This is a genomic window from Tropicimonas sp., assembly GCF_047971885.1.
In the GTDB taxonomy this organism is placed as follows: Bacteria; Pseudomonadota; Alphaproteobacteria; order Rhodobacterales; family Rhodobacteraceae; genus Tropicimonas.
This window is the reverse complement of sequence record NZ_JBKEAE010000130.1, coordinates 1-12,100: the sequence shown is the minus strand read 5'-3', so window position 1 is coordinate 12,100 and position 12,100 is coordinate 1. Positions and strand designations below refer to the sequence as shown.

Here is a 12,100-nt window from a genome sequence, read left to right as displayed (position 1 = left end):
TTATAGGACTTCCAGTTCGTTGTGCGGTAGCGGGAGGGGGCTGGCTTGTTCATGTAAGCCTATTAACCATACGGATTCGCACAGTGAATCCCCCACGGCGCCGAGTTCTGCAACAACGCCTGCTCGGACGCATCGTGCAGGCAGCCAGCCCGACCGTGATCGGTGCGTATGAGGCGCGCATCGAAGAGTTGGAGCATCAACGCCTGAAACTGGCAGAAAAAATCGATTCCGCGCTCCCTGCAAAGGGACACCTGTCGGAATTTATCGAACCGGCTCTCCAGTTTCTGACAAACCCTTGGAATCTTTACAAGAAAGGTGACTTTGCGATGCAGCAAACTGTGCTGCGTCTGACCTTCGCGGAGCCCCTTCGCTATAGCCGGAATGAAGGCTATCGAACCGCAGAAATCACCTTTCCCTTCAAGGTGTTAGCGGAAATTTCAACACAAAAGTGCGAAATGGTGGGCGACCCTGGAATCGAACCAGGCATGGGTCTCCCCGGCGGAGTTACAGTCCGCTGCCGCACCTTGCAGCACGTCGCCCGACGCCGGGCGGAGATAGCCAAGGCGACTGGCTGGGTCAACCGAAAAAGCACTGCCGGGTGCGGCTTCACTCTCGGGTGGCCGGTTGCGCGGCGCTTGCCAAGCGCGGCGTTAACAGGCAGGGACGGGCGGCAAGGAGACCGGCCATGAAGAAACCTGCCTGGGTGATCGACAAGGAGCGTGCCCGCCGCGCGGCGGCCTCGGAAACGCTGTGGCTGTTCGGCCTGCACGCGGTGCGGGACGCGCTGGTGAATCCGGCGCGCGAGCGGCTGCGGCTGGTTGTCACGCGCAATGCCGCCGACAAGCTGGCCGAGGCGATCGCCGTCTCCGGCATGGTGCCCGAGATCGCCGATCCGCGCCGGTTTTCCGTGCCGCTCGACCCGGGGTCGGTGCACCAGGGGGCGGCGCTCGAGGTGCGACCGCTGGACTGGGGCAGTCTGGAGGAGGTCTGCGAACCGGGGCAGGGGGCGCCTCGCGCCGTTCTGCTCGACCGGGTGAGCGATCCGCACAACGTTGGCGCCATCCTGAGGTCGGCCGAGGTGTTCGGTGCCTGCGCGGTGATTGGCACCCAGCGCCATGCCGCGCCGGAAACGGGGGCGCTGGCCAAGACGGCATCGGGCGCGCTGGAGCGCCAGCCCTACCTGCGGGTGCGTAACCTGGCCGACAGCATGGAGGCGCTGCGGGCCATGGGCTACGTTCTGATCGGCCTGGACGGCGCGGCGGAAACCACACTGGACGATGTGGCGCGCGAATTCCGCAACCTGCCGCTGGGGCTGGTCATGGGCGCCGAGGGGCCGGGCCTGCGCGCGCGTACGCGCGAGCTGTGCGACCGGATGGTACGGATCGACTACGCGGGGGAATTCGGCTCGCTCAATGTCTCGAACGCCGCCGCGATCGCCCTATATGCCACCCGGGGATCGATGGGGTAGCGAATGCACAGGAATACCAAGCTCGTCACATGCTGCTATTGCGGAACCCGCGCGGCGCTGGTGCTGAACCGGGGCCATCACGTTCTGGTCTGTTCTTCCTGCGGGGCGCCGCTGGGCGAACTGAAGCAGATGCCGGTGGAGCGTGCGGTACCGCCGCCGGAGGATCCGCGGCACTTCCGGCAGCATATCGCCCGGAAGCCGAAGAAAACCTGCAGGAAACGGCGCAAACCCGGTTTCGGCCACCTCGCCCGCAGGATATTCAACGAGATCGAGGATATTTTTGATTGAAAGCGCTTTGAGTACCCCGGAGAATGTCAACCGGCGTTTGACAGAATTTGTACGATGTTCACTTTTTCGTTTCACCTTCTTGGAAGTGTCTCAGGCACAACTACATCCAGTGCACGAGTTGTGGTTTTCGGAACATACGCAACTCTCTGCACTGTCCCTCGTTCCGCACTTGGCGCCCGGTCGCATTACCGGGCGCCCTTTCTGTTTTTGGGGAACTGAAAATGCTTGGTTCTGACGATCCTATTCGGCGGGCACTGATCGAAACCCGTACCATCGCGTGTATTGGCGCTTCGGCCAATCCGGCAAGGGCAAGCCGTTATGTTTCGGAATTTCTTGTGAGTCGCGGTTACCGCGTCATCGGGGTCAACCCGGGGCTGGCGGGCCAGCGGCTGTTCGGCGAAACGGTGGCGGGCGATCTGGCGGAACTGTCGCAGGGGCCGGCGCCGGTCGACATGATTGATATCTTCCGCGCCTCCGCGCATGTATTGCCGGTGGTCGAGCGAGCGCTCGAATGCCTGCCCGACCTGCGGGTGGTCTGGATGCAGATCGGCGTGCGCAACGCCGAGGCCGCCGCGCTGGCCGAGGCGCGGGGCATCACTGTCATGCAGGATTGCTGCCCGATGGTCGAATACCCGCGCTATTTCGGCGACGCGATGCTGGCCGATCTGGCGGGCGACTGACACGCCAGGGGCCGCCCCGGCGCCTACGAGCGCTTGCGCGACGCCTTTTCGGCAATGCCCGACCGGCCCTCGCGACGAGCCAGTTCGGCGTCGATCTCGGCAAGCGTCACTTCGCGGGCGGCACACATGACCAGCAGGTGATAAAGTACGTCCGCCGCCTCCGAGATCAGGTGGGCGCGGTCGCCCTTGACCGCTTCGATGATCGCTTCGACCGCTTCTTCGCCAAATTTCTCGGCGCATTTCTCGGGGCCGCTGGCAAGCAGCTTCGCCGTCCATGAGCTTTCGGGATCGGCTCCCTTGCGCTCGTCGATGGTGCGGGCCAGGCGGTGCAACACGTCCATTGCCGTTTCTTTCGCTGGAAAGGTGAATCAGTTCAGCCGCATCGGAATGCCGGCCGCGGCCATGTATTCCTTGGCCTCGCGAATGGTGAAATCGCCGAAGTGGAAGATCGAGGCAGCTAGTACAGCGCTTGCCCCTCCCGCGATCACACCCTCGACCAGATGGTCGAGCGTGCCGACCCCGCCCGAGGCGATGACCGGCACATGCACCGCATCCGAAATGGCGCGGGTCAGCGGAATGTTGAACCCGGCGCGTGTCCCGTCGCGGTCCATCGAGGTCAGCAGGATCTCGCCCGCGCCCTTGTCGACCACGGTACGGGCGAACTCCACCGCGTCGATACCGGTGGGGCGCCGCCCGCCATGGGTGAAAATCTCCCATCTGCCGGGGGCGACGGTTTTGGCGTCGATGGCGACGACGATGCACTGGCTGCCGAAGCGCTCGGCCGAACGGGCAACCACATCGGGGTCGGCCACGGCAGCGGAGTTGAAGCTGACCTTGTCGGCCCCGGCCAGCAGCAGGTTGCGCACGTCCTCGGGGGTGCGCACGCCACCGCCGATGGTCAGCGGCATGAAACACTGTTCGGCCGTCCGCGTGGCAAGGTCGTACATCGTGCCCCGGTTCTCGTGTGTCGCGTTGATGTCGAGAAAGCACAATTCGTCGGCCCCGGCCGCGTCATAGGCCTTGGCGGCCTCGACCGGATCGCCGGCGTCGATCAGGTCGACGAAGTTCACACCCTTGACAACGCGGCCTTCCTTTACGTCGAGGCAGGGAATGATGCGGGTCTTCAGCATGGCGTTTCCTTGGTATTCCGGTTGCCGGTGCCCGGCGCGTTTCAGGGCCTGGCGGCTTGCAGCGCGGCGCGCAGATCGAGCGCACCGTCATAGAGCGCCCGGCCCGAGATGACGCCGGCGATCCCCATCGCGTCGCGCAGCGCGACGATGTCCGACAATTTCGACACCCCGCCCGAGGCGATCACCGGAACCGAGGTCGCGCGCGCTAGGTCGCGGGTGGCCTTGACGTTCGGGCCCCGCATGGCGCCGTCGCGGTCGATATCGGTGTAGACGATGGCGGCGATTCCGGCATCTTCGAGCCTGTCGGCGAGCGCGGTCACCGTCATGTTGGTTTTCTCGGCCCAGCCGCGCGTTGCGACCCTGCCGTTGCGCGCATCCAGCCCCACGGCCACCTTGCCGGGGAAAAGCCCCGCCGCCTCGCGCACCAGATCGGGATTTTCCACCGCGACGGTGCCGAGGATGACACGCGCGACGCCTTTCGAAAGCCACATCTCGATCGTGTCGAGCGTCCGGATGCCCCCCCCCAGCTGCACCGGGATCGTCACGGCGGCAAGGATCGCCTCGACCGCCGCCGCGTTCACCGGTTCCCCCGCGAAGGCGCCGTTCAGATCGACCAGATGCAACCATTCGCACCCGGCATCGGCGAAGCTGCGGGCCTGCGCGGCGGGATCTTCCCCGAACACAGTCGCCGTGCTCATGTCACCCTTGAGCAGGCGCACGCACTGACCGTCCTTGAGGTCGATAGCGGGATAAAGGATCATGTTCCGGGGCCTTCCGGGCTGTTGGGTTCGCGCCGGTATCTGGCACGCGGCCGCACCCGATGCAAAGCGATCAGTCGCCGCAAGTCGCGTTGAGCGCCGTGCCGTAGGCGACGACGATGAAGGTTCCGCTGTGATCGAATGCCTTGCCGTCGCTGTTCCAGTTCTGGCCGCTCTCGAACACCGCGTCGGCCGTATGGCTGACATCGATTCGGGCGTCGATCACCGCGTTGAAGCCAAGTTCGACCGCGATGTCGCGGAGCATCGCATCGTATCTGATGGTCGTGTCGGACATCGCCTGCAACAGGTCGAGCCCGAAATCGCCGCCAAGACGCCCCGCGCCGTAGGCGGTCGAGGCGATGGACCGGGCGCCGGTGACCTCGCAATTCGCGAGCGGCAGGGCCGGTGTGGTGAAGACGCCGATGAAACTGTCGGCGGTTTCCTGCTGTGCGACGGCGGCGGTGCCGGCCAGTGCCGAGGCAGCGACGAGGGCGAGAAGGATGCGCATGGAAAATTCCGTCTGCTTGAGAAGTGACCGAGTTCGCAGGGCGACTCGCCGCAGCCTATCAGCCCGGTGCCCAGTTGAGGAAGTTCGCAATCAGCCGAAGCCCGGCGCACTGGCTTTTTTCGGGGTGGAACTGGGTGCCGATCATGTTGTCGCGCCCGATGATCGCGGTGACCGCGCCGCCGTAATCCGCGTGGGCCAGACGGTCGGCCTGATCGCGGACGACCGCCTGATAGGAATGCACGAAATAGGCGTGATCGCCGGTTTCGATACCCTCCAGCACCGGATGGCTGCCGGTGACCACCAGATCGTTCCAGCCCATATGCGGCACCTTCAGGTGCGGGTCGGCGGGCGTGATCGGCACAACCTCGCCGCCGATCCAGTCGAAGCCGGGGGTATCGCGGTATTCGCGACCGACGCTCGCCATCATCTGCATGCCGATGCAGATGCCGAGGAACGGGCGGCCATTGACGCGAACCGCCTCCTCGATGGCCTCGTGCAGACCCGAATGGCCTTCGAGCGCCGCCTTGCAGGCCGGAAAGGCGCCGTCGCCGGGCAGCACGACCCGGTCGGCGCGCAACACGTCCTCGGGGCGGGAGGTAACGATCACCGTGCCCGCGCCGACCTCGCGCGCCATGCGCTGAAATGCCTTTTCGGCCGAGTGCAGGTTGCCGCTGTCGTAATCGACGATGACCGTCAGCGCCATGTCAGAGCGTTCCCTTGGTCGAGGGGATTGCGTCGGCCTTGCGCGGATCGGGTTCCACCGCCTCGCGCAGGGCGCGGGCAACCGCCTTGAAGCCCGCCTCGGCAATGTGGTGGCTGTTGAGCCCGTCGAGCCGCGCGATATTCAGCGTGATGCCGCCATGGGTGGAAAACGCCTGAAAGAACTCGCGTACCAGTTCGGTGTCGAAGCTGCCGATCCTGGCCGTCGGGAATTCGACCGACCAGACGAGAGAGGGGCGCGCCGACAGGTCGAGCGCCGCGCGCATCAGCGTGTCGTCCATCGGCAGAAGGCAGGCGCCATAGCGGCGGATGCCGCGCTTGTCTCCGAGCGCGCGGGCCAGCGCCTGGCCAAGCGCGATGCCGGTATCCTCGACCGTGTGGTGGTCGTCGATATGCAGATCGCCCCGGGCGCGCACGGTCATGTCGATCAGCGAATGGCGCGCCAGTTGTTCCAGCATGTGATCGAAGAAGCCGACGCCAGTTTTCACGTCGTAGCTGCCCGTCCCGTCGAGGTCGATCTCGACCGCGATTTCGGTTTCGCTGGTGGTCCGGGTGATCTTGGCCTTGCGCATGGGTCGCCTCCGCTCGTGTCGAGGGTTGCTTAGTGAAGCGTGGCGCCGGTTCCAAGGGATTGCCGGCGTTGCGGTGCCGATTCTTGCCGCGCCGTGGCGCGATGGCCAGCCGGGTCAGGTGGCTGAGCGGCCGGGACTGAAAGAGGCGCCCTGCATGCGCGGGCGCCTCGTTGCGGCGGTTCCGTACCGGCTCGGGTCAGGCCAGATCGAAGCGGTCGGCGTTCATCACCTTTGTCCAGGCGGCGACAAAATCGCCGACGAATTTCGCCTGCGCGTCGGACTGGGCATAGACCTCGGCCAGCGCGCGAAGCTGCGAATTCGAGCCGAACAGCAGGTCGACCCGGGTGGCGGTCCATTTCGGTTGCCCGCTTGCGCGGTCACGGCCCTCGAACAGCTCTTCTTCTTCGGAAACCGGCTTCCACGCGGTGCGCATGTCGAGCAGGTTGACGAAGAAGTCGTTGCTGAGCACACCCGGCCGGTCGGTCAGAACGCCGTTTTTCGAGCCCTCGAAATTCGCGTCGAGCGCGCGCATGCCGCCGACCAGCACCGTCATTTCGGGCGCCGTCAGGGTCAGAAGCTGCGCCTTGTCGATCAGCATCTCTTCGGGGCGCACCGCATAGCCGGGCTTCATGAAATTGCGGAAACCGTCGGCGACCGGTTCCAGTACCGCGAAGGATTCGGCATCGGTCTGTTCGGGCGTGGCGTCGGTGCGGCCGGGCGCGAAGGGAACCGAAACCTCGGTGCCCGCATCCCGCGCGGCTTTTTCGATCGCCGCATTGCCGGCCAGCACGATCAGGTCGGCAAGCGAAATCCTCTTGCCGCCGGTCGAGCTTTCATTGAACGCGGCGCGGATTCCCTCCAGCGTCTCCAGCGCTGCCGCAAGCTGCCCGGGCTGGTTGACCTGCCAGTCCTTTTGCGGGGCAAGACGGAGGCGCGCGCCATTGGCACCGCCACGCTTGTCCGAGCCGCGGAAGCTCGACGCCGATGCCCATGCGGTAAGGACCAGATCGCGCACCGTCAGGCCGGAGGCAAGCACACTTGCCTTGAGCGCGGCAATGTCGGCCTCGTCCACCAGCGGATGATCGACTGCCGGAACCGGGTCCTGCCAGATCAGGTCTTCGGCGGGGACCTCGGCGCCCAGATAGCGCGATTTCGGCCCCATGTCGCGGTGGGTCAGCTTGAACCACGCGCGCGCGAAGGCATCGGCAAGTTCGTCCGGGTTTTCGTGGAAGCGGCGCGAGATTTTCTCGAAGTCCGGATCCATGCGCATCGCCATGTCGGCGGTGGTCATGATGATCGGAACGCGCTTCGACGGATCCCCGGCGTCGGGCGCCATGTCTTCGGGCCGCAAATCCTTCGGGGTCCACTGCCATGCGCCGGCGGGGCTTTTCACCAGGTCCCATTCATAGCCGAACAGGACATCGAAATAGGCGTTGTCCCACCGGATCGGGTTCGGGGTCCAGGCACCTTCAAGCCCGCTGGTGATGGCGTCGCGGCCCTTGCCGCTGCCGAAGCCGCTGATCCAGCCGAGCCCCATGTCTTCAAGCGGCGCGGCTTCGGGCTCGGGGCCGACCAGCGCGGCGTTGCCCGCGCCATGGGTCTTGCCGAAGGTGTGGCCACCGGCGGTCAGCGCCACGGTTTCCTCGTCGCTCATTGCCATCCGGCCGAAGGTGTCGCGGATGTCCCGGGCCGACAGCAGCGGATCGGGATTGCCGTCCGGTCCTTCGGGGTTGACGTAGATCAGGCCCATCTGGACCGCCGCCAGCGGGTTTTCCAGATCGCGCTTGCCCGAATAACGGCTGTTCTGCTTGTCGCTGGTGGCGAGCCATTCGGTTTCGCCGCCCCAGTAGACATCCTCCTCCGGCTCATAGACATCCTCGCGCCCGCCGCCGAAACCGAAGGTCCTGAACCCCATGGATTCGAGCGCGCAGTTCCCGGCGAGGATCAGCAGATCTGCCCATGACAGGCTGTTGCCGTATTTCTGCTTGATCGGCCACAGAAGCCGGCGCGCCTTGTCGAGGTTGGCGTTGTCCGGCCACGAGTTGAGCGGCGCGAAGCGCTGCTGGGCGGATCCGGCGCCGCCACGCCCGTCGCCGATGCGGTAGGTGCCGGCGCTGTGCCAGGCCATGCGGATGAACAGCCCGCCGTAATGCCCGTAATCGGCCGGCCACCAGTCCTGGCTGTCGGTCATCAGCGCATAGAGGTCCTGCTTGACCGCCGGAAGATCGAGCTTTTCGAACTCCGCTCTGTAGTCGAAATCGCCGTCCATCGGGTTTGACAGGGCCGAATTCTGATGGAGGATTTTCAGGTTGAGATGGTTGGGCCACCAGTCGCGGTTCGACCTGATGCTGGCATTTGTGGCACCGTGGGCAACCGGGCATCCGCCGCCCGCCTTGATATCGTTTCCGTCCATGAGAATTCTCCGGTCATTTTGCGAAAGCTACTGCCCGCGCAGGGCGGGCCCATACGAAGTGCGACGGCTGCGCCCGGAAGGCACAGGTGTGAGTGGTGACGCTTCGTATCGAAAGAACTGTATCAATCCTGCGCGATTGGGTAAAATTTGAAATACTGATCCTTTCGATAAGTTGGGCTTATGATCAACCTTACCCTCCGGCAGCTTCGCTATTTCGAGGCACTGGCACGGCATGGCCATTTCGGGCGGGCTGCCGATTCCTGTGCGATCTCGCAGCCCGCGCTGTCGATGCAGATCAAGGAACTGGAGGAATCGCTTGGTCTCGCCCTGTTCGAACGCAATGCGCGGCAACTGAGGCTGACAGGCTTTGGCGAGGAATTCGCCCTGCGGGTTCGCGGGATTTTGCAATCGGTCGACGAACTGGGTGAACTGGCGCGCGCATCGCGCGAACGGCTGGTCGGGCGGCTGCGGCTGGGGGTGATCCCCACCATCGCGCCCTATCTGCTGCCGACGCTGATCGGCAATCTGATGCACGATCACGCCGGGCTTGATATCCGGGTCCGCGAGACGGTGACGCCCAGGCTGATCCGCGAGCTTGAGGGCGGGCGGCTGGATGCGGCGATCGTCGCCCTGCCGATCTCCGAACCCCTGCTGACCGAGGTCGAGTTGCTGTCGGAGACCTTCGTCCTCGTGCGGCATGCCTCGGATGCCGGGAAGCCCGTGCCCGACCGCGACGCGCTGCGCGAGATGCGCCTTCTGCTGCTGGAGGAGGGGCATTGCTTTCGCGATCAGGCGCTTTCGTTCTGCAAGATGCCGCCGACCCGGCCGCGCGAGCTGCTCGAGGGAAGCTCGCTCTCGACGCTGGTCCAGATGGTCGGCGCCGGGATCGGGGTGACGCTGATTCCCGAAATGGCGGTGCCGGTCGAGACGCGCTCGGCGCCGGTGTCGCTGGCGCGCTTTCCGCCGCCCGAGCCGCAACGGACGATCGGCATGGTCTGGCGCAGGACGAATCCGCTCGCACGGCAGCTTCACGCGATCGCCGGGATCGTTCGCCGCGCGGCCGAGGCCTGTTGCGGGGCAGGCGCCGAAACGAAAAACGCGCCCCCGGTTGCCCGGGAGCGCGCCTGACCGGTCGGACCGGCGGCCTCAGTCGATAAGCTCGCCTTCCTCCTCCTTCTCGCGCGCCAGCTGCATGCGCCGCTTCAGAAGCTTGCCCATGATCATCGGCAGGACGAAGCCGACGATGGCGATGGTCCAGAGGATGAGCGTCAGCGGCGAACTGGCCAGCACCGAGTAGTCGCCATCCGAGATGGTCACCGCGCGGCGCATGTTCACCTCCATCTCGTTGCCGAGCAGCGTGCCGAGAATGACCGGCACCAGCGGGACGTCGAGCTTGCGCAGAACCCAGCCGGCGATGCCGAACAGCACCATCACCATCAGATCGAAGCTCGACCCCGAGATGCCGTAGATGCCGACGAACGAGATCATCGCGACGATCGGCATCAGGATGCGCGGCGGTACCATCAGCACCCGGGTGAACAGCCCCACCATCGGGATGTTCAGCGCCAGAAGCATGAAGTTGCCGATGAAAAGCGCCGCGATCAGGCCCCAGACGACATCGGGGTTTTCGGTGAAAAGCAGCGGCCCCGGGGTGATGTTGAGCGACAGCAGCACCGCCAGCAGCACCGCCGTGGTGCCCGATCCCGGCACGCCGAGCGCCAGCATCGGCACCAGCGCGCCGCCCGCCGCCGCGTTGTTGCCTGCCTCCGGCGCCGCCACGCCGCGCGGGTCGCCGGTGCCGAAGGTGTTCTCGCGGTCCACAAGCCGTTTTTCCATCGAATACGAGATGAATGAGCCGAGCGAGGCGCCCGCTCCCGGCAGAACGCCGGCGATGAAGCCCAGAATCGACGTGCGACCCATGGTCGGGATGCACGAGCGGATCATGCTCCACGATGGAATGATGCGGCCGATCTCGATCTTCGGGCCGGTCGACGCGTCCTTGTCGGTGCCGCGGTGCTCAAGGAAGATGAAAACCTCGGACAGGGCGAACAGCCCGACGATGGCGACAAGAAAGTCGATGCCGTCGTACAGGTGCACCTCGCCGAAGGTGAAGCGCGGCACGCCGGTCTGGGTATCGACCCCGATCATCGCCAGCCCGAGGCCGAGCGCCGCCGCAAAGGCCGATTTCGCCTGGTTGGTCGAACTGATGCCGCCGAGCGTTGCGAAGGCCAGCACGAACAGCGCGAAATATTCCGCCGGGCCGAACAGCAGCGCCACCTTGACCAGTTGCGGGGCGAGAAACACCAGCCCCCAGGTCGCGATGAAGGCGCCGACGAACGAGGCGAGCCCGGAAAGCGCCAGCGCCTCGCCGGCCTGTCCCTTGCGGGCCATCGGATAGCCGTCGAGGCAGGTCATCATCGCCGGTTCGTCGCCGGGAATGTTGAGCAGGATCGAACTGATCCGTCCGCCGTACATCGCGCCGTAATAGACCGAGGTGAGCAGGATCAGCGCCGGTGTCGCGCCGAGTCCCAGCGAAAAGGCGAGCGGAATCAGGATGGCGACGCCGTTCGACGGGCCAAGGCCGGGCAGGGCGCCCATGATGGTGCCCAGAAAGCAGCCGAGCAGCGCAAGGCCCAGATTCTGGAAAGTCAGGGCAACGGCAAAACCGTCACCGAGCGACGAGAGAAGTTCCATTGGCGATCCCCCCTAGAATCCGAACGGGCCGCGTGCCAGCGACAGGCCGAGAACAAGATGAAAAACGACATAGATGCCGACCGAGGTGCCGATCCCGACAAGCGCCGCCTGCACCGGCGGCGAGCCGAGCCGCCACGACAGGTAGCTGGCGGCGATCATCGTCGAGATGACGAACCCGAGCACCGGCAGAAGCTGCGCATAGGCGAACAGGACAAGGACGGCAAAGCCGATCTCGGCCAGCCGGCCCGCCGAGGGCCAGTCGGGCTCCGGATCGGGTTTGAACAGGAAATAGAGCGATGACAGCCCCATGATCACAGCGATGATGATGGGAAAGGTCGACGGGCCGACGGCGTCGCTCATGAAACTGGCTTCGATCTGCGTTGCCTGCCAGGCAAAGAAGATGGCCAGAGCCAGTCCGATGCCGCCGAAGATGCGGTCGCTCATGTTGTCCTCCCTGAATGAAAACTCCGAACGCTCCCGGCGGAGCGCCGGGAGCAGCACTTGCATGGGGTGCGCGGGCTATTTGACGATGCCGATTTCGCGCGACAGCCCCTCGATCCGGGAGACCGATTCGTTGACGAAGGCCTGAAAGTCGGGGCCGGCGAGGTCGAGCGGCGCCAGACCGTTGACCTCCATCACCGATTTCCACGCGTCGCTTTCGTAGAGATCGTGGATCGCCTTGACCCAGAAATCATATGCCTCGTCCGACATGCCGCCCGGGGCGTAGAAGCCGCGCCAGTTGGCGCCGATGGCATTGATGCCCTGTTCGCTGGCGGTCGGCAGATCGGCGAATTCACCGCCCAGGCGCTCGGGCGCAAGCAGCGCGATCACCTTGATGTCGCCGGATTCGACAAAGCCCTTGGCCTCGG

At 65.2% G+C, this 12,100-nt stretch carries 14 protein-coding genes and 1 tRNA gene; 4 read left to right on the top strand and 11 right to left on the bottom strand.

What is annotated here, in order from left to right; all coding sequences use genetic code 11:
- Nucleotides 1-456: 456 nt before the first annotated feature.
- Nucleotides 457-540 (bottom strand) — tRNA-Tyr (locus ACK5IR_RS11160).
- Nucleotides 541-685: 145 nt separating this feature from the next.
- Between ACK5IR_RS11160 and rlmB the strand changes: the two genes are divergently transcribed.
- From rlmB to ACK5IR_RS11145, 3 genes are all read left to right on the top strand, one after another.
- Nucleotides 686-1,468 carry a 23S rRNA (guanosine(2251)-2'-O)-methyltransferase RlmB gene (gene rlmB, locus ACK5IR_RS11155; protein ID WP_416928881.1) on the top strand — a complete coding sequence of 261 codons (783 nt, stop codon included), beginning with the start codon at nucleotides 686-688 and terminating at the stop codon, nucleotides 1,466-1,468.
- A 3-nt stretch (nucleotides 1,469-1,471) separates the two neighbouring features.
- The gene (locus ACK5IR_RS11150) at nucleotides 1,472-1,756 is read left to right on the top strand and encodes a hypothetical protein (protein WP_416928879.1); all 285 of its coding nucleotides are present in this window, start codon (nucleotides 1,472-1,474) and stop codon (nucleotides 1,754-1,756) included.
- A gap of 221 nt (nucleotides 1,757-1,977) precedes the next feature.
- Nucleotides 1,978-2,436, top strand: coding sequence for a CoA-binding protein (locus ACK5IR_RS11145; RefSeq protein ID WP_416928877.1), 459 nt, complete (start codon nucleotides 1,978-1,980; stop codon nucleotides 2,434-2,436).
- A 23-nt stretch (nucleotides 2,437-2,459) separates the two neighbouring features.
- Here the strand turns inward: ACK5IR_RS11145 and ACK5IR_RS11140 are convergent, their stop codons facing one another.
- From ACK5IR_RS11140 to katG, 7 genes are all read right to left on the bottom strand, one after another.
- Nucleotides 2,460-2,777, bottom strand: coding sequence for a phosphoribosyl-ATP diphosphatase (locus ACK5IR_RS11140; protein ID WP_416928875.1), 318 nt, complete (start codon nucleotides 2,775-2,777; stop codon nucleotides 2,460-2,462).
- A 27-nt stretch (nucleotides 2,778-2,804) separates the two neighbouring features.
- Nucleotides 2,805-3,566, bottom strand: coding sequence for an imidazole glycerol phosphate synthase subunit HisF (gene hisF / locus ACK5IR_RS11135; RefSeq protein ID WP_416928873.1), 762 nt, complete (start codon nucleotides 3,564-3,566; stop codon nucleotides 2,805-2,807).
- A 41-nt stretch (nucleotides 3,567-3,607) separates the two neighbouring features.
- On the bottom strand, nucleotides 3,608-4,327 hold the full coding sequence (gene hisA / locus ACK5IR_RS11130) for a 1-(5-phosphoribosyl)-5-[(5-phosphoribosylamino)methylideneamino]imidazole-4-carboxamide isomerase (protein ID WP_416928871.1): 720 nt from the start codon (nucleotides 4,325-4,327) through the stop codon (nucleotides 3,608-3,610).
- Nucleotides 4,328-4,397: 70 nt separating this feature from the next.
- Nucleotides 4,398-4,832 carry a hypothetical protein gene (locus ACK5IR_RS11125; RefSeq protein WP_416928869.1) on the bottom strand — a complete coding sequence of 145 codons (435 nt, stop codon included), beginning with the start codon at nucleotides 4,830-4,832 and terminating at the stop codon, nucleotides 4,398-4,400.
- 58 nt (nucleotides 4,833-4,890) lie between these two features.
- Nucleotides 4,891-5,535, bottom strand: a complete 645-nt coding sequence (hisH, locus tag ACK5IR_RS11120) for an imidazole glycerol phosphate synthase subunit HisH (RefSeq protein ID WP_416928867.1) — start codon at nucleotides 5,533-5,535, stop codon at nucleotides 4,891-4,893.
- 1 nt (nucleotide 5,536) lies between these two features.
- Nucleotides 5,537-6,124, bottom strand: coding sequence for an imidazoleglycerol-phosphate dehydratase HisB (gene hisB / locus ACK5IR_RS11115; protein ID WP_416928865.1), 588 nt, complete (start codon nucleotides 6,122-6,124; stop codon nucleotides 5,537-5,539).
- A gap of 196 nt (nucleotides 6,125-6,320) precedes the next feature.
- Nucleotides 6,321-8,537 carry a catalase/peroxidase HPI gene (gene katG / locus ACK5IR_RS11110; RefSeq protein ID WP_416928863.1) on the bottom strand — a complete coding sequence of 739 codons (2,217 nt, stop codon included), beginning with the start codon at nucleotides 8,535-8,537 and terminating at the stop codon, nucleotides 6,321-6,323.
- 180 nt (nucleotides 8,538-8,717) lie between these two features.
- Here katG and ACK5IR_RS11105 point away from each other — a divergent pair, with 180 nt between their 5' ends.
- Nucleotides 8,718-9,665 (top strand): hydrogen peroxide-inducible genes activator, encoded by a 948-nt coding sequence (locus ACK5IR_RS11105; protein ID WP_416928861.1) that lies wholly within the window; start codon nucleotides 8,718-8,720, stop codon nucleotides 9,663-9,665.
- A gap of 18 nt (nucleotides 9,666-9,683) precedes the next feature.
- Here ACK5IR_RS11105 and ACK5IR_RS11100 read toward each other — a convergent pair whose 3' ends face one another.
- The 3 genes from ACK5IR_RS11100 to ACK5IR_RS11090 all read right to left on the bottom strand — a co-directional run.
- Nucleotides 9,684-11,231, bottom strand: a complete 1,548-nt coding sequence (locus ACK5IR_RS11100) for a tripartite tricarboxylate transporter permease (protein ID WP_416928859.1) — start codon at nucleotides 11,229-11,231, stop codon at nucleotides 9,684-9,686.
- A 12-nt stretch (nucleotides 11,232-11,243) separates the two neighbouring features.
- Nucleotides 11,244-11,675, bottom strand: coding sequence for a tripartite tricarboxylate transporter TctB family protein (locus tag ACK5IR_RS11095; RefSeq protein WP_416928857.1), 432 nt, complete (start codon nucleotides 11,673-11,675; stop codon nucleotides 11,244-11,246).
- A 75-nt stretch (nucleotides 11,676-11,750) separates the two neighbouring features.
- Nucleotides 11,751-12,100, bottom strand: a 350-nt coding sequence (locus ACK5IR_RS11090; RefSeq protein ID WP_416928855.1) for a tripartite tricarboxylate transporter substrate-binding protein, incomplete at its 5' end; no start/stop codon positions are given.